Annotated in this window: 19 protein-coding genes; 10 read left to right on the forward strand and 9 right to left on the reverse strand. The window is 65.9% G+C overall.

Features of this window, described 5'->3' with window-relative positions; all coding sequences use genetic code 11:
- The first annotated feature begins 299 nt into the window (after window positions 1-299).
- Window positions 300-4,364, forward strand: coding sequence for a phosphoribosylformylglycinamidine synthase (gene purL / locus BFF94_RS08645; protein ID WP_219139213.1), 4,065 nt, complete (start codon window positions 300-302; stop codon window positions 4,362-4,364).
- Window positions 4,365-4,369: 5 nt separating this feature from the next.
- On the forward strand, window positions 4,370-4,915 hold the full coding sequence (locus BFF94_RS08650) for a GNAT family N-acetyltransferase (protein ID WP_128842921.1): 546 nt from the start codon (window positions 4,370-4,372) through the stop codon (window positions 4,913-4,915).
- 536 nt (window positions 4,916-5,451) lie between these two features.
- Here BFF94_RS08650 and BFF94_RS08655 read toward each other — a convergent pair.
- Window positions 5,452-6,084 carry a TetR/AcrR family transcriptional regulator gene (locus BFF94_RS08655; RefSeq protein ID WP_128842898.1) on the reverse strand — a complete coding sequence of 211 codons (633 nt, stop codon included), beginning with the start codon at window positions 6,082-6,084 and terminating at the stop codon, window positions 5,452-5,454.
- Window positions 6,085-6,211: 127 nt separating this feature from the next.
- Between BFF94_RS08655 and BFF94_RS08660 the strand changes: the two genes are divergently transcribed.
- The 3 genes from BFF94_RS08660 (at window position 6,212) to BFF94_RS08670 (ending at window position 8,854) form a co-directional block, all read left to right on the forward strand.
- Entirely contained in the window at window positions 6,212-7,174 is a 963-nt protein-coding gene (locus tag BFF94_RS08660; RefSeq protein WP_128842897.1) for an SDR family NAD(P)-dependent oxidoreductase, read from the forward strand.
- Between the two features lie 48 nt (window positions 7,175-7,222).
- On the forward strand, window positions 7,223-7,969 hold the full coding sequence (locus BFF94_RS08665; RefSeq protein ID WP_128842896.1) for an SDR family NAD(P)-dependent oxidoreductase: 747 nt from the start codon (window positions 7,223-7,225) through the stop codon (window positions 7,967-7,969).
- Between the two features lie 138 nt (window positions 7,970-8,107).
- A complete protein-coding gene (locus BFF94_RS08670; protein WP_128842895.1) occupies window positions 8,108-8,854 on the forward strand; it encodes an SDR family oxidoreductase in 747 nt (248 codons plus the stop codon).
- Window positions 8,855-9,125: 271 nt separating this feature from the next.
- Here the strand turns inward: BFF94_RS08670 and BFF94_RS08675 are convergent, their stop codons facing one another.
- From BFF94_RS08675 to BFF94_RS08700, 6 genes are all read right to left on the reverse strand, one after another.
- Complete coding sequence (locus BFF94_RS08675; RefSeq protein ID WP_128842894.1) at window positions 9,126-9,452, reverse strand: hypothetical protein; 327 nt, start codon at window positions 9,450-9,452, stop codon at window positions 9,126-9,128.
- A gap of 209 nt (window positions 9,453-9,661) precedes the next feature.
- On the reverse strand, window positions 9,662-10,444 hold the full coding sequence (locus BFF94_RS08680; protein WP_128842893.1) for a peptidylprolyl isomerase: 783 nt from the start codon (window positions 10,442-10,444) through the stop codon (window positions 9,662-9,664).
- An 18-nt stretch (window positions 10,445-10,462) separates the two neighbouring features.
- A complete protein-coding gene (locus BFF94_RS08685; RefSeq protein WP_219139214.1) occupies window positions 10,463-10,771 on the reverse strand; it encodes a BolA family protein in 309 nt (102 codons plus the stop codon).
- Between the two features lies 1 nt (window position 10,772).
- The gene (locus BFF94_RS08690) at window positions 10,773-11,303 is read right to left on the reverse strand and encodes a septation protein A (RefSeq protein WP_128842892.1); all 531 of its coding nucleotides are present in this window, start codon (window positions 11,301-11,303) and stop codon (window positions 10,773-10,775) included.
- A gap of 129 nt (window positions 11,304-11,432) precedes the next feature.
- Complete coding sequence (msrB, locus tag BFF94_RS08695; protein ID WP_128842891.1) at window positions 11,433-11,864, reverse strand: peptide-methionine (R)-S-oxide reductase MsrB; 432 nt, start codon at window positions 11,862-11,864, stop codon at window positions 11,433-11,435.
- Between the two features lie 45 nt (window positions 11,865-11,909).
- Complete coding sequence (locus BFF94_RS08700; protein ID WP_128842890.1) at window positions 11,910-13,478, reverse strand: protein adenylyltransferase SelO; 1,569 nt, start codon at window positions 13,476-13,478, stop codon at window positions 11,910-11,912.
- 149 nt (window positions 13,479-13,627) lie between these two features.
- Here BFF94_RS08700 and BFF94_RS08705 point away from each other — a divergent pair, with 149 nt between their 5' ends.
- Together BFF94_RS08705 and BFF94_RS08710 are read left to right on the forward strand one after the other, a co-directional pair.
- The gene (locus BFF94_RS08705) at window positions 13,628-15,271 is read left to right on the forward strand and encodes a 3-(methylthio)propionyl-CoA ligase (protein WP_128842889.1); all 1,644 of its coding nucleotides are present in this window, start codon (window positions 13,628-13,630) and stop codon (window positions 15,269-15,271) included.
- 189 nt (window positions 15,272-15,460) lie between these two features.
- On the forward strand, window positions 15,461-17,545 hold the full coding sequence (locus tag BFF94_RS08710) for a 3-hydroxyacyl-CoA dehydrogenase NAD-binding domain-containing protein (RefSeq protein WP_128842888.1): 2,085 nt from the start codon (window positions 15,461-15,463) through the stop codon (window positions 17,543-17,545).
- A 59-nt stretch (window positions 17,546-17,604) separates the two neighbouring features.
- On the opposite strand, the gene BFF94_RS08715 is transcribed toward BFF94_RS08710, so the two are convergent.
- The gene (locus BFF94_RS08715; RefSeq protein ID WP_128842887.1) at window positions 17,605-18,657 is read right to left on the reverse strand and encodes an RNA-guided endonuclease InsQ/TnpB family protein; all 1,053 of its coding nucleotides are present in this window, start codon (window positions 18,655-18,657) and stop codon (window positions 17,605-17,607) included.
- Between the two features lie 92 nt (window positions 18,658-18,749).
- Here BFF94_RS08715 and pncA point away from each other — a divergent pair, with 92 nt between their 5' ends.
- The 3 genes from pncA to BFF94_RS08730 all read left to right on the forward strand — a co-directional run bounded on the left by pncA (window position 18,750) and on the right by BFF94_RS08730 (window position 22,280).
- The gene (pncA, locus tag BFF94_RS08720) at window positions 18,750-19,382 is read left to right on the forward strand and encodes a bifunctional nicotinamidase/pyrazinamidase (RefSeq protein ID WP_128842886.1); all 633 of its coding nucleotides are present in this window, start codon (window positions 18,750-18,752) and stop codon (window positions 19,380-19,382) included.
- Window positions 19,383-19,437: 55 nt separating this feature from the next.
- Window positions 19,438-20,616, forward strand: coding sequence for an acetyl-CoA C-acyltransferase (locus BFF94_RS08725; RefSeq protein WP_128842885.1), 1,179 nt, complete (start codon window positions 19,438-19,440; stop codon window positions 20,614-20,616).
- A gap of 263 nt (window positions 20,617-20,879) precedes the next feature.
- Entirely contained in the window at window positions 20,880-22,280 is a 1,401-nt protein-coding gene (locus BFF94_RS08730; RefSeq protein WP_128842884.1) for a sensor domain-containing diguanylate cyclase, read from the forward strand.
- 162 nt (window positions 22,281-22,442) lie between these two features.
- Here the strand turns inward: BFF94_RS08730 and BFF94_RS08735 are convergent, their stop codons facing one another.
- Window positions 22,443-24,584 (reverse strand): glucosidase family protein, encoded by a 2,142-nt coding sequence (locus tag BFF94_RS08735; protein WP_219139215.1) that lies wholly within the window; start codon window positions 24,582-24,584, stop codon window positions 22,443-22,445.
- Window positions 24,585-24,804 lie beyond the last annotated feature (220 nt).

Genomic DNA, 24,804 nt, shown 5'->3' on the forward strand with positions numbered 1-24,804 from the left:
CGCCGCCCGGTGAGAATTCGCTGAGGGCCCCGGCCCGGTGAACCCGGAATGATAGCGCCAAAATCGCGGGAACCGGCGTCGGGCGAGCGCGTACCGTGCGGCCGCGCCTTGGCCGCCGGCTGCCGCGCCCGCGGGGCCGGCCCGGCGGGCGGCCGTGCGCGCCGCGCGCCGGGGCACTGTGGCGGTGCATGCGGACTGCCGATCGGCCGGTCGTGGGCGGCCGACTTCCGGGTATAATTACGGCCTTCCTTTCGCCCCACGTCGCCACCTCGCGCGACTCATCGACGTCAGTCCAGCCCATGGCTCACTTCTCGTGTTTTCCCGGCGCTTCGGCCCTCTCCGATTTCCGTCAAACCCGTCTGCTCGACACGCTCAGGCAAATCGACGCCAACATCGTCGCGGTGCGCGGCCGGTTCCTGCACTTCGTCAATGCGGCCGAGCCGCTGTCGGCGGACGACAGCGCGCGCATCGACGCGCTGATGCACTACGGCGCGCCGTTCGAACCGGCGGCCGAGAAGGGCGCGGCCGAGACCTTCGTCGTCCTGCCGCGTTTCGGCACGGTCTCGCCGTGGGCGAGCAAGGCGACCGACATCGCGCAGCACTGCGGCCTCACGCATGTGCGCCGCATCGAGCGCGGCGTCGAATTCACGGTCACGCTGAAGTCGGGCTTGCTTGGCGGCAAGAAGGCGCTGTCCGACGACGCGCGCGCGGCCGTTGCGGCCGCGCTGCATGACCGGATGACCGAAAGCGTGGTCGCGGCGCGCGACGACGCGAAGCATCTGTTCGACGAACTGCCGGCCAAGCCGCTTGCGAGCGTCGACGTGCTGGGCGTCGGCCGCGGCGCGCTCGAACGCGCGAACGTCGAGCTGGGCCTCGCGCTTGCCGACGACGAGATCGACTACCTGGTCGACGCGTTCCGCAAGCTCGAACGCAACCCGACCGACGTGGAGCTGATGATGTTCGCGCAGGCGAACAGCGAACACTGCCGCCACAAGATCTTCAACGCGCAATGGACGATCGACGGCGAAGCGCAGGACATGTCGCTGTTCGCGATGATCCGCAACACCGAGAAGCTGAACCCGCAGGGCACGATCGTCGCGTATTCGGACAACTCGTCGATCATGGTCGGCGCCGAAGCCGAACGCTGGTTCCCGCGCAACGCGGGCGCGGCCGGCGAGCCTGGTGAGCGCTATGGCCGCCACACCGAGCTCACGCACACGCTGATGAAGGTCGAGACGCACAACCACCCGACGGCGATCTCGCCGTTCCCGGGCGCGGCGACCGGCGCGGGCGGCGAGATCCGCGACGAAGGCGCGACGGGCCGCGGCGCGCGTCCGAAGGCCGGCCTCACGGGCTTCACCGTCTCGAACCTCGACCTGCCCGGCGCGCGTCAGTCATGGGAAAACGCGCGCGACGCGGCACAGCCGGTCGGTGAGCGCAACCCGGGCGATGCGCACGGCCCGTACGGCCGTCCGGACCGCATCGCGTCGCCGCTGCAGATCATGATCGACGGCCCGCTCGGCGGCGCCGCGTTCAACAACGAATTCGGCCGCCCGAACCTCGGCGGCTACTTCCGCGTGTACGAGCAGAACGTCGGCGGTCAGGTGCGCGGCTATCACAAGCCGATCATGATCGCGGGCGGCCTCGGCAACATCGCCGACCAGCACACGCACAAGCACGACGTGCCGGCCGGCTCCCTGCTGATCCAGATCGGCGGCCCCGGCATGCGAATCGGGATGGGCGGCGGCGCCGCGAGCTCGATGGCGACCGGCGCGAACACGGCCGAACTCGACTTCGACTCGGTGCAGCGCGGCAACCCCGAAATCGAGCGTCGCGCGCAGGAAGTGATCAACGGCTGCTGGCAGCTCGGCGCGGAAAACCCGATCCTGAGCATCCACGACGTCGGCGCGGGCGGCCTGTCGAATGCATTCCCCGAAATCGTCGACGGCGCAGGCAAGGGCGCGCGCTTCGAGTTGCGCAAGGTCGCGCTCGAGGAATCGGGCCTGTCGCCACGCGAAATCTGGTCGAACGAGGCGCAGGAGCGCTACGTGCTCGCGATCGCACCGGCCGACCTGCCGCGCTTCGAGGCAATCTGCGCGCGCGAGCGCTGCCCGTTCGCGGTGGTCGGTGTCGCGACCGACGAGCGCCAGCTGCAGCTCGTCGACGACGAAGCGACGGGCACGGACGAATACCCGGTCGACATGCCGATGGAAGTGCTGCTCGGCAAGCCGCCGCGCATGCACCGCGACGTCGCACGTATGGCGACCGAGCGCGTACCGGTCGACGTGACGGGCATCGCGCTGTCGGAAGTCGCGGTCGACGTGCTGAAGCACCCGACGGTCGGCAGCAAGTCGTTCCTGATCACGATCGGCGACCGGTCGGTCGGCGGCACGTCGGTGCGCGACCAGATGGTTGGCCCGTGGCAGGTTCCAGTGGCCGACTGCGCGGTCACGGCGCTCGACTACGCGGGCTTCAAGGGCGAGGCGATGACGATGGCCGAGCGCACGCCGCTCGCGGTGATCGACGCGCCGGCATCGGGCCGCATGGCGGTCGGCGAGGCGATCACGAACATCGCGAGCGCACCGATCGCGTCGCTCGACAAGCTGAAACTGTCGGCGAACTGGATGGCTGCGTGCGGCACGGCCGGCGAGGACGCCGCGCTGTTCGACACGGTCAAGGCGATCGGCATGGAGCTGTGCCCGGCGCTCGGGATCGGCATCCCGGTCGGCAAGGATTCGCTGTCGATGAAGACGAAGTGGGACGAGCAGGGCGTCGCGAAGGAAGTGGTCTCGCCGGTGTCGCTGATCATCTCCGCGTTCGCGCCGGTCGAGGACGTGCGCCGGCACCTGACGCCGCAACTGCGCCGCGTCGCCGACGCGGGCGACAGCGTGCTGATCGCGATCGATCTCGGCCGCGGCAAGAACCGGATGGGCGGCAGCATCTTCGCGCAGGTCACGCAGCAGGTCGGCGACACGACGCCGGACGTCGACGATGCGGAAGACCTGAAACGCTTCTTCAACGCGATCCAGTCGCTCAATGCGCAAGACAAGCTGCTCGCGTACCACGACCGCTCGGACGGCGGCCTGTGGGCGACGGTGTGCGAAATGGCGTTCGCGGGCCACGCGGGCGTGTCGCTGAACGTCGACATGCTGACGCTCGACCCGAATCACGAATCCGATTACGGCGATGCGAAGGACTGGGCAAAGCAGACGAGCGGCCGTCGCGACGATCGCACGCTGCGCGCGCTGTTCTCCGAAGAACTCGGCGCCGTCGTGCAGGTGCGCACGGCCGACCGTGACGCGGTGCTCGGCGCGCTGCGCGAATTCGGCCTGTCGACGTGCTCGCACGTGATCGGCTCGGTCAACGATCGCGACGTGATCGAGGTGTACCGCGACGCGAAGAAGATCTTCGACGCACCGCGCACCGAACTCCATCGCGCGTGGGGCGAAGTGAGCTGGCGCATCGCACGCCTGCGCGACAACCCCGCATGCGCGGATGCCGAATACGACGCGCTGCTCGATGCGGCCGATCCGGGCATCTCGCCGGTGCTGAGCTTCGATCCGGCCGACGACATCGCCGCGCCGTTCATCGCGACGGGTGCACGGCCGCGCGTCGCGATCCTGCGCGAGCAGGGCGTGAACTCGCATCTGGAAACGGCCTACGCGTTCGACCGCGCGGGCTTCGATGCGCACGACGTGCACATGAGCGACCTGCTCGCGGGCCGTGCAACGCTCGCCGATTTCGCGGGCGCGGTCGCGTGCGGCGGCTTCTCGTACGGCGACGTGCTGGGCGCGGGCGAAGGCTGGGCGAAGACGGTCCGTTTCAACGCGAATCTCGCCGACATGTTCTCGGCATTCTTCGCGCGTCCCGACACGTTCGCACTCGGCATCTGCAATGGCTGCCAGATGCTGTCGAGCCTCGCGTCGATGATCCCGGGCGCGGAAGCGTGGCCGAAGTTCACGCGCAACAAGTCCGAGCAGTTCGAGGCGCGCTTCTCGTTCGTCGAGGTGGAGAAATCGCCGTCGATCTTCTTCGCGGGGATGGAAGGCTCGCGGATCCCGGTCGCGGTCGCGCACGGCGAAGGCTATGCGGACTTCTCGCAGCAGGGCGACATCGATCGCGTCGCGGTCGCGATGCGTTTCATCGACCACCGCGGCGAAGCGACCGAGCGCTACCCGTTCAACCCGAACGGCTCGCCGGCCGGCATCACGTCGGTCACGACGGCCGACGGCCGCTTCTCGGTGCTGATGCCGCACATGGAGCGCGTGCACCGTACGGTCGCGATGAGCTGGCACCCGGAAAGCTGGGGTGAAGCGAGCCCGTGGATGCGTGTGTTCCGCAACGCGCGCCGCTGGATCGGCTGATCCGGATGATGTTCGACCCGAACGCGCCGGTCGAGGTCGTCACGCTGCGCGACGAGCGTGCGAGCGAGGCCGACGCGATCGGCCGCGTGATCGTCGCGGCGTTCGCCGGCGAGCCGCAGGGCGGCCAATTCGAACGGCGGATCGTCGACGCGCTGCGTGCGGACGGAGCATTGAGCGTATCGCTCGTCGCGGAGCGCGACGGCCGCGTCATCGGGCACGTCGCGTTCTCGCCGGTGTCGATCGGTGGCGAACCGTCCGGCAGCCAGGGCTGGTACGGACTTGCGCCGCTCGCGGTGCTGCCCGAATGCCAGCGGCAGAGTATCGGTGCGGGGTTGGTGCGCACGGGGCTCGACGCGTTGCGCCGGCTCGGCGCGCGCGGCTGCGTCGTGCTCGGCGAGCCCGCGTATTACGCGCGCTTCGGGTTCACGCCGTCCGGCGACATCATGTTTCCGCACGTGCCGCCCGGGTATTGCCTCGCGCTGTCGTTCGACGAGTCGGCGCCGCGGCCGTCGGGTGACGTTCGCTATCACGACGTGTTTTATCCCGCGTAGCGAATGCTGCGGTGCGGGTGAGGTCTGGTACTGGAAAGGCCGCTCTTCGGAGCGGCTTTTTTTTGGTTCTTCGTAGATTTCCGTGGAGGTCGCTTGTCGACCCAGAGCAGACGGCGGTCGAGCCACTAAGCAGGCGACGGTTGCCGAGGGTCAAGCAGCCATTCGCCACCAACGAGCCTTTCGCCCCAGCGGCGTCCTTTGTGCCGCTTCGGATCGAATGGACACAATCTAACGGCAACCATGTCCTCGTTGGGATCGGCTCGCGACAATCCCTAGCTTTCAAGGCTGTTTGGAGCAGATCGGTAGGTGCTGTTCAGCTGTGCGCGAGATTCTGTAGCGCGAGCTTCGCATAGCGTATCCACGCCACGTAGGCACCCGACAGGGACCGCGCTTGGGGTCAACTGGCTTACGGGCTTCGATTTCCAAATCAAGGGATCCATCCTATCCGAAACGGGAAACGATTGATCGGGTTTGAGGGGCGCGCGGAGCGGCAACTACCAAAGTCTACTGCCCCGCAACGCGCCTTAACGTCGGCGTCAACTTTCTGGCCCCGCGTTTCCGCGTCGCGGCAAGAGCACCAGGTCGGCCGCTTCGTCAGCATCTTTAAGGAGCGTCTTGCGCGGCGTGCCTATCTGCGCACGCATTGTCAGCCCACGAGCAAAATCCGTGACTTGCGTTGCGCGCGCGACTACGGGGAAGTCAGATGCGATTTCTCCCGCACTGATCCCGTCCCGGAAACGGCGCTCCACTAGCGCCGTGCCACCCGCGACGGCGCTCTGCAGAAACCGCTGAACCTCGGCGTCGTTCACAAGCGGCGCGACGCACACCATAAGGCAGCCCCGGGCGGACCCTTTCTCGGTCGCACTCTCGACGGCGAACCTCAAAAAGCCCGCGATAGAGTCGCGAAGACTCTCTGGCGAGAGGAGCGCCTTCGCGGCTTTTGCGCCTTTCCGTTCTGCATACGCCTTAAGGACGCGCAAGAATATCGCCCGCTTGTCGCCGAAGACGGAATACAGGCTCGGCCGTCCCACGCCCATCCCCGCGACAAGGTCGTCGATCGTGACGCCATCATAGCCTTTCGACCAAAACACCTGAGTTGCCTTTTCCAGCGCGTCTATCTCGTCGAAACTGCGGGGCCGTCCACGCGGCGCGGGTGAATTCTGAACCATTTAGTTTAAAACTCCTTGACACCTGTTCTTGCATCAATATATAACCGAATAGTTCTAAATTAGCAAGTTGGCCCCAGCCTCGCGGGACCATACGGCTCGACCTTAACCCTTTACCAGGGAGACGCCCTTGGAACATTCGATCGCTCTCGTAACCGGCACCACCTCCGGGCTCGGTCATGCTGCAGCCCGCCTCCTTGCCGGAGAGGGCTGGCGCGAGATCATCATCACCGGGCGCAGCCTGGCTCGAACCCGGGAAACGGCCGCACAGCTTGCAGCGGAGACCAAAAGACAGATCTTCACGCCGCTCGAGCTGGACCTGAACACGCCCGCCAGCGTTCAGTCCGCCCTCGCCGCGCTTGTCAAGCGAGGTCGGCCGATCGATTTCCTGCTGCTCAATGCCGGGATGGTCCCAGGTAAGCAGCGGGTGATTACTACGGCGGGCGTCGAGGCTTCTCAGGCCCCGCTCATCGGCCATCATCAATTGACTGTCGGATTGCTCCGCGCCAACCTGCTGAGCCCCAACGCACGGATTGTTATCGCCAGCGCGGAACCTGCCCGAGGGGGCGTACCCATGTTCAAGTACACCGACGTCGACGCACTCGCTGCCAAATACCACGGAGGCGACCTGACCGCTGCTATGGAAGCCCTGCTTCGGAATGGGCCGAACGTGAGGTATGTGCCCAACAATGCGTATGCCGACGCGAAGCTCATCGTTGCTTGGTGGGCTGCGGCGCTGGCGCGTCGGCTACCTTCCGACATGGCCGTGTACGCTGTCTCGCCCGGTGCGGCGACCTCTACTAAGGTTTCGCGACAAGCTAGCCTGGCCGTGAAGTATCTGTTTATCCCAATCGCGAACCTCCTTCCCGGCATGAATCAGACGCCGGAGACGGCGGCGGGCCGGTATATCCAGGCCTCGAAGTTCGGAACCGACGTCTCAGGGCAATTCTTCGCCTCGGCTGAAGGGAAGTTCTCAGGCCCAATTGAGGCGCAGCGCCACCCACACCTACACGATGGCGCTTTTCAAGAAGCCGCGTGGCAGGCCGTCGTCAACATCTCTGGCGTCAACCTCCCTGTCGTCAACTTGTCTTAAGCGATCACGGGAGCCGGGGCTCTGCGCTCAAACGCGAAGGAAACCTAAATGTCACTATTGAAAAACAAGATTGCGGTCGTCACGGGCGGCACCAGCGGTATCGGCCTCGCGACTGCCAGGAGGTTCGTTGAAGAGGGGGCCTTTGTCTTCATCGCCGGTCGCCGTCAGGCGGAACTCGAAAAGGCCGTCGCGGAGATCGGCAAGAACGTCACCGGGGTAAAGACCGACATCTCAAAGCTCGATGACCTCGACCGCTTCTACGAGACCGTCGCGAAGAAGGGCAAGATCGACGTGATTTTTGCGAGCGCGGCCTTCGTTGAAAAAGCGATGACCGCCGACGCGACGCCCGAGCATTTCGACAATACATTCAACACCAACGCTCGCGGCACTTATTTCACCGTTCAAAAGGCTTTGCCTCACTTGAATGACGGAGCCTCCATCATCCTCGTGGCGTCCGCCGGAAAGAACAAAGGCTTACCGGGCCGCAGCACCTACAGCGCCACCAAGGCGGCGCTGAGGTCATTAGCCCGGACGTGGACCAGCGAGCTTAAAGAACGAAAGATCAGAACCAACGTGTTAAGCCCTGGCGCCGTTGAAACGCCGATGTTCAACGAACAATACCCCTCTCAGGATGCCGCCGCCGAAGCCCGCAAGCAGATCACTTTGATGACCCCGCTCAACCGCCTGGGCCGCCCAGAAGAGATCGCCGCCGCTGCGCTGTTTCTTGCCTCGGACGAAAGCAGCTTCATCGCGGGTATTGACCTTCCGGTCGATGGCGGATTAACAGCAGTTTGAGCAAAAAACAGAAGCCACACGGCAATTACAGTAGTTTGACTTAGGTTTCAAATTTCCTTGACACGGTCGTCGCGTCTAATTTTTTACCAAATAGTTCACAAATCGCACACCAACCCCAACCTCGCAAAGAGAAAACACATGAAACGGTATCAAGATAAAAAGGTGGTCATTATTGGCGGCACGAGCGGCATGGGGCTCGCGACGGCGAAGATGCTCCTTGATGGAGGCGCGCGCGTACTGGTGACGGGTCTCTCGAAGGCCGGCCTGGAATCGGCGCAGAAAGAGATTGGACAGAACGCCGTCGTGGTTTCGGGCGACGCACGATCGTTGACAGACATCGACACCCTCGCCGCTCAGGTAAAGGCCGAGTTCGACACCATCGACCTGCTTTTCGTCAACGCCGGGTTCAGCATTCCAACGCCTGTCGCGAACGTGACGGAGGCCGTCTACGACGAGGTGTTCAGCCTGAACGCCAAGGGCCCCTTTTTTGCGGTACAGAAGCTCACGCCGCTGATCAATCGGGGAGGCGCTGTCGTCCTCACGACCTCCGTCGCCAACGTCAAGGGACTGCCGGGCCAAGCCACATATGGAGCCGCCAAGGCTGCGCTGCGGTCATTCGCCCGCGTGCTTGCCGCCGAGCTGCTTCCTCAGGAGATCCGCGTAAACGCGGTGTCGCCCGGCCCCATCGACACGGGCATCCTCGAAAAGGTGTTCCCTACGGAAGAGATGCGTACACAGGTCAAGGGGCACACCGTCGGCATTATTCCCATGAAGCGCTTCGGGACGTCGGAGGAAATCGCCAAGGCCGTCCTATTCCTTGCGTTCGACGCGACCTTCACTACCGGTGCGGAACTGCCGGTTGACGGCGGGTGGTCGCAGCTTTGAACGCGGTACAGACTGCACGCGTCATCAGACGGGGGCTTCACGATGAATAGGTTGGCAGCCGTCCGCTACTCGACCGGATGAACGTCCGCGTCCGGGCGCTTGGTGTGGCCAGGCCGATGGCAGCTATCGGGTCGGGAGACGCACTGCCGACTGGTCGATTCTGGGAAGCGGAATTCCGCTGGCCGCTTTCCGGCGATGAAGTTGTAGATCGGGCTGACGCAACCCGATCCGGAGCGGCCATCAATTCGATGGCGGCCATTCGTCTTGCAACCTATCGTGGTAGAACCGTCCTGTAATTCCAGCCTCGCGCTTGTGTTAGCCATTGATCGTACATCACTTGGCGATCTACCAGGTCCATGCTCTGCGCTGCCATGGCCATATACTCCAGCACGCGCCAGTTCGCATCGTCGCCTTTCCTGAAAGAGGCTTCGATTGCGTCCAACGCCAGTTCCAACTCGTTGTGCTTCAAGAACCCCTCAAACTCTGCGATCTCATCCGCGCAAACGCCCTCGGCAGCTTCCGAGAGGTGGGCTCGCGCCTCGCGAAGATACTCCGAGGTTCTGCTCCAGCTCGAGTGGAAATCGCGATCAGCCGGCATATGAGTTCTCTTTAGGTCGGACGTGCTCGATTGTCGGCAATTTAAACCCGAATGCCGACAGTCCTCCCCGCGTTCCCCGGTAATCTGCGATGAACCTTTTTTTGCACGCCGGCTGACTGCCGGCACCTTGCGATGCGCGCGCCAAAAGAAAAAGCCGCTCCCGATGATGGAGAGCGGCCTTTCGATTGCGCTGGCGACGAGCGCCGGCGTTACTGGATCTTCGCCTGCTGGCGCAGGCCTTCCTCGAACGCCTGCAGCTTCTGCTGCACGATCTGCTGCGCGATCTGTGCCTTCACCTGCTCGAGCGGCGGCGGCGCGATGTCGCGGATGTCGTCGACGCGGATGATGTGCCAGCCGAACTGCGTCTTCACCGGCGCGTCGGTCATCTGGCCTTTCTGCAGCTTCTGCGCGGCCGCCGCGAATTCCGGCACGTACGCCTTCGGGTCGGACCAGTCGAGATCGCCGCCGTTCTTGCCCGAACCCGGATCCTTCGAGTATTGCTTCGCGAGATCCTCGAACTTCGCGCCGGCCTTGATCTTCGCGATCAGGTCCTTCGCTTGCTGCTCGTTGTCGACGAGGATGTGGTGCAGGTGGTACTCGCGATTGCCGCCGGCGCCCTTGACGAGGTCGTCGTAGCGCGCCTTCACTTCGGCGTCGGTCGGCTGGTTCTTCTTCAGGAAGCTCTCGATCATCGAACGCAGCACGACGGTCTGTTGAGCGACGGCGACCTGCGCCTTCACGTCCGGACGGTTCGGGATGCCTTCCCGGATCGCTTCCTGCATCAGGATTTCGCGGTTCACGAGTTCCTGGCGAACGGCCTGCTGCAGTTGCGGGCCGTCGGTCTGGCCTTGCTGGACGAGCTGCGCGACCATCGCGTCGGCGCGCGACTTCGGAATCGGCGTGCCGTTGACGACGGCGATGTTCTGGGCAAATGCCGGTGCCGCTGCGAAAGCAGCCGCCGCGACCCACAGGCGGGGGGATTTCAGGATCATCGGGAATTCCTAATGAGACTAGATAGAAGATTCGTTGAATTCTTCGGGCGTATAAGCCACGATCGCGAGCGCGTGAATGCCGCGCTGCATCGCATCAGCGAGCGCATCATACACCAGCCGGTGCCGCGCGACGCGCGGCTTGCCCGTGAAGGCGGCCGACACGATCGTGACCGTGTAGTGGCCGCCGGAGGCCGCGCCGGCGTGGCCCGCGTGCTGCGCGCTGTCGTCGCGCACGGCGAGCGACAGCGGCGCGAGCGACGCGGTGAGACGCGCTTCGATCAGCGCGATGCGTTCGTCGGGCGATGCGTGGAGAAAGGCGTCCGTCATGTCACTCGTCCTTCAGGTACTTCGTGAGCCACAGGCTCTGCAGAATGATGAACACGACCATCGCGCCCGTCGTGCCGAACAGCTTGAAGTTCACCCATTGCGATTCGGTGAAGTTGTGCACCACGTACAGGTTCGCGACGCCGAGCACCGCGAAGAACAGCGCCCATGCGGCGTTCAGCTTGTCCCACACCGGGTGCGGCAGCGTGAGCTGCTTGCCCATCATCTTCTCGATCAGGTTGTTGCCGAACGCATAGCGCGCGGCGAGCAGCCCGATCGCAAACAACCAGTACAGCACAGTCGGTTTCCATTGAATGAATTTCTCGTCATGCAGGACGAGGGTGGCCCCGCCGAAGACGACGATCACGCCGAGGCTGACCCACAGCATCGTGTCGACCTTCCGGTGCCGGAAGGCGACCCACGCGACCTGGGCCAGCGTCGCGACGATCGCGACGGCGGTGGCGGTGAAGATGCCCCAGACCTTGAAGGCGACAAAAAACAGGATGATCGGAAACAGATCGAACAGGAATTTCATGGCGCTCGCAGCTGCGTGACAGGCCGCTTGCGCGGCCTTTCACCGTTGTAGGGACCCGCCAGGCACCGTCGTCGCGGATCAGGGCGGCCGGCCCGAGGCTGGCCGCCCGGCAGATCCGCCCGGCGCCGCTTATTCGTTTTCGGGTCGGGACTCGAAGTTTAACGCAGCCGAATTGATGCAGTACCGCAAACCGGTCGTGTCGCGCGGTCCGTCCTCGAAGACGTGGCCGAGATGCGCACCGCAGTGGTTGCAGCGAACCTCGACGCGCACCATCCCGTGCGAGCGGTCGACCTTTTCGTCGATCACCTCGCCGTTGAGTGGCTTGAAGTAGCTGGGCCAGCCGCAGCCCGAGTGGAATTTGGAACCGGATTCGAACAGCGGCGTGCTGCAGACGACGCATTTGTAGATGCCGGCGTCTTCGGTGTCGGTGTATTCGCCGGTGAACGCGCGCTCGGTCGCCGCATGCTGCGTGACCTCGTACTGCATCGGCGTGAGCCGGCGGCGCAGCTCGGCATCGTCCTTCTCATACGGGAAGGTCTTGTCGTCGGAATCGTGGGACATGTGGGGTTCTCCTGATGGGTCGGTCGATACGCGCGGGTTGGCGCTTCAGGACGAGCAGCTCACTTCGAGCGACCCGGCCCAGTCGGGCGGCAATGCTGCGTACGCTTCATGCTCCGGTTGTTCGTCGAACGGCCGGCGCAGTACCTGTGCGAGCCGTTCGACTTCCGAAAAATCCTTTTCCTTCGCGCGCCGGATCGCGACTTCGGCCAGATGGTTGCGAAGCACGTATTTCGGGTTCGCGCGGTTCATCGCGGCCGCGCGTGCCGCGTCGTCGCGCGTTTCCTCGGACAGCCGCGCGCGGTAGAGGTTCGCCCACGCATCGAATGCGTCGCGGTCGATGAACAGGTCGCGCACGGGTGCGTCGCGGCTCGCGTCGTGCTTCGAGATCTGCGCGAGCCGGCGGAACGTCAGCGTGAAATCTGCGTGGCTCGCATGCATCGTCTCGAGCAGCTTGTTGGCGAGTTCGGCATCGTTCTCGCGTTCGAGCTCGAGGCCGAGCTTCGCGCGCATCGCGCGTTCGAGCGCGGGGCCGAAACGTTCCGGGAACTTCGCGAGCACGGCCTGCGCGTCGTCCACCGCGCGCTCGGCGCGCGCATCGTCGTCCGCGATGCCGTGCTGCAGCCCGATCAGCGGCAGCAGCGCCTGCGCGAGGCAGTAGCAGTTCCAGTGCGCGATGCGCGGCTGCATCCGGTACGCGTAGCGGCCGCTCGTGTCCGAATGGTTGCAGATGTGGTTCGCGTCGAACGCATCGACGAAGCCGAACGGGCCGTAGTCGATCGTCACGCCGAGGATCGACATGTTGTCGGTGTTCATCACGCCATGGCAGAAGCCGACGGCCTGCCACTGCGCGACGAGGTCGGCCGTGCGCAGCGTCGCGGCTTCGAGCAGCGCGAGGTAGGGATCGTCCGCGTCACGGCACGCCGGATAGAAGCGGTCGATCACGTGATCGGCGAGCTGGCGCAGCAGGTCGGGGCGATCGTTCGAGAAGAAGTGCTCGAAGTGGCCGAAGCGCACGAAGCTCTCCGACACGCGCGTGACGACGGCCGATGTTTCGATCTCCTCGCGCACCACCGGCTGGTCGGAGCCGATCACCGTCAGCGCGCGCGTGGTCGGGATGCCGAGATGATGCATCGCTTCCGAGCACAGGAATTCGCGGATCGACGAGCGCAGCACCGCGCGGCCGTCGCCCATTCGCGAGTACGGCGTGCGGCCGCTGCCTTTCAGTTGCAGCTCGTAGCGGCGGCCGTCGGTGCCGGTGCGCTCGCCGATCGTCAGCGCGCGGCCGTCGCCGAGCTGGCCGGCCCACACGCCGAACTGGTGGCCGGAATATACCGATGCATACGGCATCGCGTTCGCGGGCCAGTCGCGTGTCGGATTGCCGGCGAACAGCTCGGCGAAGCCGGGCTGCGCGGCGATCGATGGCGGCAGGTCGAGCAACTGCGCGACTTCGCCGGACAAGCCGACGACATACGGCGCGGCAAGCGGCGCGGCCGGCAGCCGCGTATGAAACGCGTCGCCAAGCTGGACGAACGCGCCAACGGCTGGCGCGCCGAGCGTGGCGGCGAGGTCGGGGAGGGTGTCAGCCGTATCGGCTGCGCTTCGGGAAAACGACATGTTGAGCGCCTCTGGGTAAGCCGATATTGTAAGGCGGCGCCGCGCCGCCCGCATGGCGGCCCGCGCACCGTGCGCCACGCCCGTCCGGGCCGCTGACGGGCGTACGCCGGGCTGGTCACCGATTCGCGTCCTCCAGGGAGAACAAGACGATGGGTAAGCCGTTGCTGGGCCAGATGATGGACATGCCGTTGCTGGTGTCCTCGCTGATCGCGCATGCCGCGCGGCATGCCGGCGACACGGAGATCGTGTCGAAGCGCGTGGAAGGCGACCTGCATCGCTACACGTACCGCGATTGCGAACGCCGCGCGAAGCGGCTTGCTCAGGCGCTTGCGCGGCTCGGCGTCGAAACCGGCGACCGCGTCGGCACGCTGGCGTGGAACGGCTACCGGCATCTGGAGGCCTACTACGGGATCGGCGGCATGGGCGCCGTGTGCCACACGATCAACCCGCGCCTCTTCCCCGAGCAGATCGCGTACATCGTCAATCACGCGGAAGACTGCTACGTCCTCTTCGACATCAATTTCGCGCCGCTCGTCGACGCGATCGCGCCGCAGTGCCCGCACGTGAAGGGCTGGATCGCGATGACGGATGCCGCGCACCTGCCGTCCGGCGCGACGCCGTTCCTCTGCTACGAAACGCTCGTCGAAGCCGAGGACGGCCGCTACGACTGGCCGCGCCTCGACGAGCAGCAGGCGTCGGGGCTCTGCTACACGTCGGGCACGACCGGCAACCCGAAGGGCGTGCTGTATTCGAATCGCTCGACCGTGCTGCACGCGTACGGCGCCGCGCTGCCCGACGCGATGAACCTGTCCGCGATGGACGCGGTGCTGCCTGTCGTGCCGATGTTCCACGTCAATGCGTGGGGGTTGCCGTACGCGGTGCCGCTCACGGGCGGCAAGCTCGTGCTGCCCGGCAAGGGTCTCGACGGGAAGTCGCTGTACGAGTTGATGGAGGCCGAGCGCGTGACGTTTTCCGCGGGCGTGCCGACCGTGTGGCTCGGCCTGCTCAACTACATGCGCGAAGCCGGCGTGCGTTTCTCGACGCTGAACCGCACGGTGATCGGCGGCTCTGCATGCCCGCCCGCGATGCTGCGCACGTTCGAGGACGAATACGGCGTGCGCGTGATCCATGCGTGGGGGATGACCGAACTGTCGCCGCTCGGCACGCTCGCGAAGCTCAACTGGGCGCAGTCGCAGCGGCCGCTCGACGCGCAACGCCGGCTGCTCGAGAAGCAGGGGCGCGTGATCTGCGGCGTCGACATGCGCATCGTCGGCGAGGACGGCCATGAGCTGCCGTGGGACGGCGTCGCGTTCGGCGAACTGCAGGTGCGCGGACCGTGGGTGATCGACCACTATTTTCGCGGCGATGCGTCGCCGCTGTCGGACGGCTGGTTCCCGACCGGCGACGTCGCGACGATCGACCCCGACGGCTTCCTGCAGATCACCGACCGCAGCAAGGACGTGATCAAGTCGGGCGGCGAGTGGATCAGCTCGATCGACCTCGAGAACGTCGCGATCGCGCACCCGGGCGTGGCCGAAGCCGCCTGCATCGCCTGTGCGCACCCGAAATGGACCGAGCGCCCGCTGCTCGTCGTGGTGCCGCGCGAAGGGGCGAACCTGAGCCGCGAGACGCTGCTCGCGTTCTACGAAGGCAAGGTCGCGAAATGGTGGATCCCCGACGACGTCGTATTCGTCGAATCGCTGCCGCACACCGCGACCGGCAAGCTGCAGAAGCTGAAGCTGCGCGAGACGTTCCGCGATTACGTGTTGCCGACGGCGGTGTGCGAGCCGTAAGGCCGGCGCCCGGGCCGTTGACGGCCCGCGATCCGGTCGCCCGATCCGTCCCCGGATCGGGAACAAAATTCAAATTGAACGACCGTGCTTTTTCGTTGTATGCTGCCTCAGTTCATCCGGACACGCGGCTGTTCGACCGCGCACAATGACGCGTAGCCACCCCGGCGCGCGATGCATGGAGGCAGGCAGATGGCAGTGGATTACTCGACTCGCGACGGCGTAGCCGTCATCACGCTCAACAATCCGCCCGTCAACGGGCTCGGCTTGTCGACCCGCCAGGGCGTCATGGACGCGCTCGATCGCGCCGCGCAGGATCCGTCGGTCACGGCGATCGTGCTGACCGGCGCGGGCCGTGCGTTCTCGGGCGGCGCGGACATCACCGAATTCAATACACCGAAGGCGCTGCAGGAGCCGACGCTGCACACCGTGATCCGTGCGGTGGAAGCGAACGCGAAGCCCGTCGTCGCGGCGCTGCACAGCGTCGTGATGGGCGGCGGCCTCGAGCTTGCGCTCGGCGCGCACTACCGCGTCGCGGCGCCCGGCGCGCAGGTTGCGCTGCCCGAAGTGAAGCTCGGCCTGCTGCCGGGCGCGGGCGGCACGCAGCGCCTGCCGCGCGCGGTGGGGCTCGAAACCGCGCTGAACATGATCGTGTCGGGCGCGCCCGTGCCGTCGGAGCAGCTCGCGAAGAGCGGACTGTTCGACGAAATGGCCGACGGCGACCTGCTCGACGCGGCCGTCGCGTTCGCACGCAAGGTCGGCGCGCAGAAGGGGCCGCATCCGCGCGTGCGCGATCGCAAGATCGTCCACGAGAACGCGGCGGGCTTCATCCAGTTCGCGCGCAATTCCGCGCAGGCCGCCGCGCCGAATTTTCCCGCGCCGCACAAGTGCATCGATGCGATCGAGGCCGGCGTGCTGCACGGCTTCGACAAGGGTAGCGTCGCCGAGCGCGAGGGTTTCGTCGCGCTGATGATGACGCCGGAAAGCCGCGCGCTGCGCCATGCGTTCTTCGGCGAGCGCGCGGCGAGCAAGATTCCCGACGTGCCGGCCGATACGCCGCTGCGCGAGATCCGCCGCGTCGGCGTGATCGGCGCGGGCACGATGGGCGGCGGGATCGCGATGAACTTCGTCAACGCGGGCCTGCCCGTCACGCTGCTCGAGACGAAACAGGAGGCGCTCGAGCGCGGGGTCGCGACGATCCGCAAGAACTACGACGCGCAGGTGAAAAAGGGCAAGCTCACGCAGGAGAAGCTCGACGCGCGCATGGCGCTGATCACGCCGACGCTGTCCTATGACGACCTGAAGGACGCCGACCTGATCGTCGAAGCCGTGTTCGAGGAACTCGGCGTGAAGGAGCAGGTGTTCACGAAGCTCGACGAAGTCGCGAAGGCGGGCGCGATCCTCGCGTCGAACACGTCGACGCTGGACGTCGACAAGATCGCGGCGTTCACGAAGCGTCCGCAGGACGTCGTCGGCATGCACTTCTTCAGCCCGGCGAACGTGATGAAGCTGCTCGAGGTCGTGCGCGGCGCGCAAACCGCGAAGGACGTGCTCGCGACCGTGATGGCCGTCGCGAAGAAGATCCGCAAGACGGCGGTCGTGTCGGGCGTGTGCGACGGCTTCATCGGCAACCGGATGATCGAGCAGTACATCCGCCAGGCGCTCTTCATGCTCGAGGAAGGCGCGTTGCCCGCGCAGGTCGACCGCGCGATCGAGAAATTCGGTTTCGCGATGGGGCCGTTCCGGATGAGCGACCTCGCCGGCAACGACATCGGCTGGGCGATCCGCAAGCGCCGCTACGTCGAGAAGCCCGATCTGCAGTACTCGAAGATCGCCGACCGGCTGTGCGAACAGGGCCGCTTCGGCCAGAAGACAGGCGCCGGCTGGTACGACTACGTGCCGGGCGAGCGCAAGGCGAAGCCGTCGTCGCTCGTCGACGAGATGGTCGTCGCGTATTCGAAGGAGCGCGGCGTCGAGCGGCGCAAGATCGGCGACGACGAGATCGTCGAGCGGCTGGTATTTGCGCTCGTCAACGAAGGCGCGAAGATCCTCGAAGAGAAGATCGCGTCGAAAGCGTCCGACATCGATATGGTCTACCTGACCGGCTATGGCTTCCCGCTGTGGCGCGGCGGCCCGATGCTGTACGCGGACGTGGTCGGCCTCTACAACGTCGAGCGCGCGATTCGCCGTTACGCGGCCGCGCCGAACGGCGACGCATGGCAGCTTGCGCCGTCGATCGCCGAGCGGGCGTCGGCCGGCCGAGGATTCAACGGCTGACGTGCCGGATCGCGGCACGACCGATATTGCAGGAGAAACGCATTGACGTCCTCCGCCGCCTAAAGGCTGCGGATTCCCACACCAGGCGATGCACGTCCGCATCGGAGAATGTTCAGCGCAGCGTTGATATCACGATCATGTGCGACACCACAGCTACTGCAGGCCCACTCTCTTACTCGCAGTCCCGCGATACCTTTCGGTCGCGTCGTGCTGTCTTTCGACCCGCACGCCGAACAGGACTGGGTGGAACCGCTTTCGTCGACTTCCTCGAACGTGGCCCCGTGCGCCATCGCTTTGTAACGGAGCTTGTTTCGGAAGGACGACCAGGATGCGTCGTAGGCGCTCTTCGCCATCCTGGTTCTGGCGAGTTTCGCCGCCGACACGTTGCCGACTGCGATGTAGTCGAAGCGCCGTACCAGTTCAAGCGCGAGCTTGTGCTGGAAATCGGCGCGCGCATTCGCGACCTTGGCGTACAGCGTCGCGATATGCCGCTTGTGCTTACGCGCTCGCTGAGCTTTCGCGAGCTTCTCGGCCGCGCGCCGTCCGAACCGGTCGTTGGGCAGCTTCTCGCCAGTCGAAAGTGTGGCGAAGTCTTTCAGGCCGAGATCGATGCCGACACCGGAACGGATCGGGCGAGCCTGAACATCGAGCATCTCGATCACGATGTTGAGAAACCAGTTGCCGCGCGCATCCTGCGCAAAGTTGGTTCCGTCCTTGATCTTGCCGTCGGGAAGTGGCCGGCTACTGAACACGCGGAAGGTGTTGCCGGCGAAGCGGAACGCGTCGCCTTCGCGCTTCAGGTCTCGGCCCTTCAGCGGCACCCAGCCCAGCGATTTCCTGCCGCGATAGCGCAGGTAAGGCCGACGGTGCTGACTGCGCGACTTCGCGTATTGCTCGCACGTCGCGTTGATCGTGCCGGAGTGGATGCCGAGCGCCTTGCTGCTCCCCGTCGTCAGCACGTTCAGATCGAATCCCGTCGGCCACTTCTTGCTCCACTTGAGCGCGTGCTTCTGCGTGTCGTTGCAGAAGTTCCAGACGTAGTTCACCGCACGGCTCTGCTTGTTAAGCAGTCCGTTGAGCGACTTCACGCGGTAGCGGTAGACAAGAATCATGCCGGTGATCCTAACCCGGGGAAGAAGCTCCCTGTCAACAGCACGCCTTTCATTCCCGCCATCAATGGCGGGGTTTCTCGGAGCAAATTCTGATGAAACGCACCGACGACGTACTGCTCGTGATCGACGTGCAATACGACTTCATGCCGGGCGGCGCGCTCGCGGTGCCGGACGGCGACGCGGTCGTGCCGGTGATCAACGCGCTGGCGCAACGCTTCGACCAGGTCGTGCTGACGCAGGACTGGCACCCGCGCGAGCACGTGTCGTTCGCGGCGAACCATCCGGGCCGCGAGCCGTTCTCCACGCTCGCGCTGCCGTATGGCGAGCAGGTGTTGTGGCCCGTGCACTGCGTGCAGGACACCAACGGCGCGGCGCTGCATCGCGATCTCGACATCCCGCAGGCGCGGCTCGTGATCCGCAAGGGCGGCGACGCGCAGGTCGACAGCTACTCCGCGTTCGTCGAAGCCGACCGCACGACGCGCACGGGGCTCGCGGGCTATCTGCGCGAGCTCGGTGCGAAGCGCGTGTGGTGCTGCGGGCTCGCGACCGACTATTGCGTTGCGTGGTCGGCGCTCGATGCACGCGCGGCCGGTTTCGAAGCCGCGGTGATCAACGACGCGTGCCGCGCCATCGACCTGAACGGGTCGCTCGCGCACGCATGGCAGCAGATGCAGGCAGCGGGCGTCGCGCATGTGACGTCCGCGGGCGCACGCCCGGCGGCGTAGCGCATTTCCCATCCGAAACAGACCCTGACATGAAGCAGGACCGAAGGAGACTCGCATGACCGAAGCCGTAATCGTATCGACCGCACGCACGCCGCTGGCGAAATCCTGGCGCGGCGCATTCAACATGACGCACGGCGCGACCCTCGGCGGCCACGCGGTCGCGGCCGCGCTCGAACGCGCGAAACTCGACCCCGCACGCGTCGAGGATGTGATCATGGGCTGCGCGAACCCCGAAGGGGCGACCGGCGCGAACATCGCGCGGCAGATCGCGCTGCGCGCCGGGCTGCCGGTGACCGTGCCGGGGATGACGGTGAACCGTTTCTGCTCGTCGGGGCTGCAGACCATCGCGTTGGCTGCGCAGCGGATCATCGCGGGCGAAGGCGACGTGTATGTCGCGGGCGGCGTCGAATCGATCTCGTGCGTGCAGAACGAGATGAACCAGCACATGATCCGGGAAGGCTGGCTCGTCGAGCACAAGCCCGAGATCTACTGGAACATGCTGCAGACGGCCGAGAACGTCGCGAAGCGCTACGGGATCGCGAAGGAGCGGCAGGACGAGTATGGCGTGCAGTCGCAACTGCGGGCCGCGGCTGCCCAGGAAGCCGGGCGCTTTCGCGACGAGATCGTGCCGATCACCGTGCTCGCGGGCATCGCCGACAAGGCGACGGGCCGCCTGTTCACGAAGGAAGTGACGGTATCGGCCGACGAAGGCATTCGCCCCGACACGACGCTCGAAGGCGTGTCGAAGATCCGTTCGGCCGTGCCGGGCGGCGTGATCACCGCCGGCAATGCGAGCCAGTTCTCGGACGGCGCGTCGGCATGCGTCGTGATGAGCGCCGATGCGGCGCAGCGCGAAGGGCTGCAGCCGCTGGGCGTGTTCCGCGGCTTCGCGGTGGCCGGCTGCGAACCGGACGAGATGGGCATCGGCCCCGTGTTCGCGGTGCCCAAGCTGCTGAAGCAGGCGGGGCTGAAGGTCGACGACATCGGCCTGTGGGAGCTGAACGAAGCGTTCGCTGTGCAGGTGCTGTACTGCCGCGACACGCTCGGGATTCCTGAGGATCGCCTGAACGTGAACGGCGGCGCGATCGCGGTCGGCCATCCGTACGGCGTGTCGGGCGCGCGCCTGACGGGCCATGCGCTGATCGAAGGCAAGCGGCGCGGCGTGAAGTATGTGGTCGTCACGATGTGCATCGGCGGCGGTCAGGGCGCGGCCGGCCTGTTCGAAATCATCTGACCTTTGTCGGGCGGCGGCCGCGGTTCCGCTTCGGCGATGCCGGCGGCCGCGGCTTGAATCGGCGCGGCAGGGGCGGGTGATTCGGAACGAACGGGAAACAAAAGGCAGGCACCCGGCAATGCCGTTTCCCCTTACTTGTCAAACGAATTGCCCCACCTATACTTGCTCTGACATTTGCCTTTCGGCATGATGGGCCGGATCGTGCATTGCACGATCCGTGCCGCGAAGATTCGAACCAACGCAGCAGACCGACCGGGGACCGAATGAGTACGACCTATGCAGCCGGGGAACCGCCGCGTGTCGTCAGCGCGGCCGCGAGGCTCTACGCGAGATGCCTGCTGATCGGATTCGCGTTGCTGCCCGCCTATCTGATCGCCTATCTGTGGGTTTTCGGCGACCCGCACGTCGTGTTCGAGAACCACGCGTTCCATGAACTCGCGATCGCGGCCGCGACCCTCGAGGGCGCGTTCGTCACCTACGTGACGTGGGTGTGCTACCGGTCGTCCGGCGAGCCGCTGCTGCGCTGGCTGACGCTCGGCTTTCTCGGCTTCGCGATGATCTATGCGCTGCACGGTGCCTTCACCGGGATGGCGCACCACAATATCTGGCTGTTCCTGTTGTACGGTCCCGCGTCGCGGCTCGTGATGTCGATCCTGCTGCTCACCGGCCTGCTGTCGTATTCGCGCCCGCCTGATCGCATCGAGAAGCGCACGAGTGTGTGGACGTGGCTGCCGTGGATCGTGTTCTTCGTGATCGTCAACGTGGCCGTTGCGTACATTGCGTATTCGCCGGTTGCCGGTGCGCCGGGCACGCGACTGTCGATGGAAGGCGGCGCGCTCGTGTTCTCGCTGCTGAACGTCGGCGTGCTGCTCGCGCGGCGGATCCGCTCGCCGCTGATGGTGATCTATGGCATGTCGATCATGGCGTTCGCGCTGTCGTCGCTCGCGTTCATTCTCGGCAAGCCGTGGAATCACATGTGGTGGCTCGCGCACGCGATTTTCGCCGGCGGCTTCTTCCTGCTCAGCTACGGCGTCGTGCAGGCGCTGCAGACGACGCGCTCGTTCTCGGCGATCTACAGCCAGGAAGACCTGATGAGCCGGCTGTCGGAATCGATGGCGCGCGCCGAGAGCGCGCTGCAGGAACTGCGGCGTACGAACCAGAAGCTCGAATACATGGCCGCGACCGATCCGATGACGGGCGCGTCGAACCGCCGGCAGTTCATCGCGCAGGTCGAGCGCGAGATGGTGCGGGCCGAGCGCGACGGCACGCCGTTTTGCCTGCTCGCGCTCGATCTCGACAATTTCAAGAACATCAACGATGCATACGGGCACCAGATCGGCGACGAGGTGCTGCGCGGCGTCGTGCGCCAGTGCCTCGACGCGATCCGGCCGGCGGGCGGGCTCGCGCGGGTCGGCGGCGAGGAGTTCATGGCGCTGCTGCCGGAAATGCCGCTCGAAGGCGCGCGGATGACGGCCGAGCGCGTGCGCTCGTCGATCGCGAGTTCGCCGTTCGGGCTGGACTTCAAGCGCGTGCAGGTGACGGTCAGCGTCGGCGTCGCGCAATATGGAGTGGACGGCAGCACGGTCGATGCGTTGCTGCGCGTGGTCGACGATCGGTTGTACCAGGCGAAGCGGGAAGGGCGGAACCGGGTCGTGTCGCGGTGAAGAGGGTTCGGGCGGCACGCCGGCGCCAGTGATCGGTTGCGGTGGGTTCGGCAACGCGGTCGTGCGGAAGAAGCGCCGATCGATTCAATCCGACCGAAACCCCGGAGGCGGCAGCGCCCCCGGGGCTTTGGCATGCTCGGCCGGCCCGCGCCGGGCGATGTGCTATGGCGATGCCACGGCCGCCGCGTTCTTCGGCTGCGCGTCCTGCATGCGCTGCGACGCCTGCCACCAGTATTTGCCCGCGCGCTGCTGCGGATCGCGGATCGCGAGATACGTCGTACTCCAGAGCTGCGCCGCATTGGCTTCGGTCGCATCCGCGCTGCGCGTGCCGAACGCATCGGTCTGGTACTGGCCGTTCACGTAGGACCACGTCCACATTTCCGACGTCCGCATGTCGCGTCCGTTCGAGATCACCTGCCAGATCGTCTGCCGCGCCTGCGTGAGCAGCGTGCGTGTCGTGGTCGACAGGTCCTGGCGCGCGAGCTGGCGATCGAGCCCGGCCACCCACATCGCCTGCTGCCAAGACCAGATCACCGTGCCGTGATACGCGGAGCTCGTGAACTTGGGCCACAGCGACGGGTTCGCATACGCCGGGTTCGCGATCAGCATCCCGGCATCGGTCACGAGCCCGGCCGGGAACGGCCGCGTGACGTCGGTGACGATCCGCTGGAGCTGGTCGTCCGGTGGCGTGCCGAACAGCAGCGCGAAGCCGCCGTCCGAATTCATCACCGGAACGGGATTGCCCTGCTGATCGAGCGACAGCGCGTAGAACGCCAGCGGTGCGCCGGGCGCGGCGCCGGCCGGCACGCCGGCGGACGGCGCATAGGCCGACACGTCGGTGGCCGCCTGTGCGGCCGGCACGCTGACCTGGAACAGCGGCGGCGCCTGCGTTTCCCACGTGGCGGCCTGGCTTGCCGTGCTGGTGAGCGTCGCGCGCTGTGCGGCATCCAGGTACGGATCGAGCAGGCCGCGCGTGAGGAACGCGTTCGCCGCGCGCAACGCGGCCGGCACGAGCACCGCGTTCACGTCGTACGGGTAGACGCCGCCGCCGAGCCCGTCGGTACTGTCGCGCCAGTTGCCGACGATCTCGCCGGGCCGCAGGTGGATCAGGTTCGCGACCGACGGCTGCTGCGCGAACGGCTGCGCGGTCGTCGCGACGTGCAGCAGGTTGACGACCAGGCGGCTGCCGTTGGTCTGCCCGTCGCTGCCGCGCTGCGCCAGATACGCAGCTGCGCGGGCCTGGCCGCGCGTATCGTCGATCAGCCAAGCGGCCGCGATCGGCGCGAGCAGGTAGTCGCTGTCGATCATCTTGTAGTCGTAGGTCGGTGTCGGATCGTTCGGCCGCCCGTTCTTCTGGTTGTCGATCAGCGCGAATTCGCCGATGCCTTCCTCGTGCGCGACCTTGCCGTCGGCCGACAGCCGGCTCAGTACCGACGACAGGCCGGCCTCGATCGCCGCAGGTTCGAGCACGGGCATCAGCATGCGGACCGAGATCAGCGTATCGCGGCCGAAGTACGTGTCGTACTGCCACGAGCCGGCCAGCAGCTTGTCGTGGAAGCTCAGGAATTCGAGCACGTTCTGGCTCACCGGGTCGGGGTTCACGGACGGCGCGAGCAGATCGGCGCGCGTGATCGGCGACAAAGGCGTCTCGCCCGACAGCGCATCGACATGCAACTTCAGCGTGTGCGAGCCCGCCGGCGCGCTCAGCACGAGCTTGCCGCCCGCTGCCGGCGCGATGCTGCCGCCGTCGCGCAGCGTGATGCGCAGCGCATAGCCGGGCGCGCCGTCGATCCGGTCGCGTTGCCATTGCGCGGCGCTGCCCTGGACCGTCGGCGCAGTGACGACCTGCTGCGGGATCGTCGCACCGCCGTTGAAGTCGCGCAGGAAGCGCACGTTGCTGAGCACGCCCTGGCGGATCGTCAGCGTGCTGGTGTCCACCGATACGTCGGCGCCGATGCCGTACAGCGGGCGGCCGTGCGGGTCGGGGGCCGACAGCGCGGACGGCGGCGTGTCGAGGCTCCAGTTCACGGGCTGCGCGGTGTCGTCGAACCACAGCCCGGTGCCGCTGTTGCCGGCGGGGAAAACCACGAGCAGGCGGGGTTTCGTCGATGACCGGGCCAGCAGGTGCGCGGCGACCTTGTCCTGCCGGTAGAACGCGTTGATCTGGCCGCCGGTGTCCATGCGGAACGACAGCGCGGCGTTGTGCGACGGCGTGCCGCTCGACTGGACGTCGTCGTCGTTGCAGGCCGCAAGCAGGCCGGCGCAGACCAACCCGAGACACAGCGACTTCGCAAGGCGATGCATGTTGATGTCCCTCCTGATGACTGGTGGTTTCTTATCGGAATGATCGAATGAACGGATCTTCTGTCCGCGTGGTCCTGGGTTGCAGGTATTCGGGTGAATTCCCGGTATTAATCTGGATGTGATGCTTTTTCGGTATGCGAATCGGGCAGAAAATATGCGGGCGCCTGATAAATACCGAAAACTGAAATGACAAGGGGCGTCACCCCGGTGTGGAACGGGA

Source organism: Burkholderia catarinensis (assembly GCF_001883705.2).
In the GTDB taxonomy this organism is placed as follows: Bacteria; Pseudomonadota; Gammaproteobacteria; order Burkholderiales; family Burkholderiaceae; genus Burkholderia; species Burkholderia catarinensis.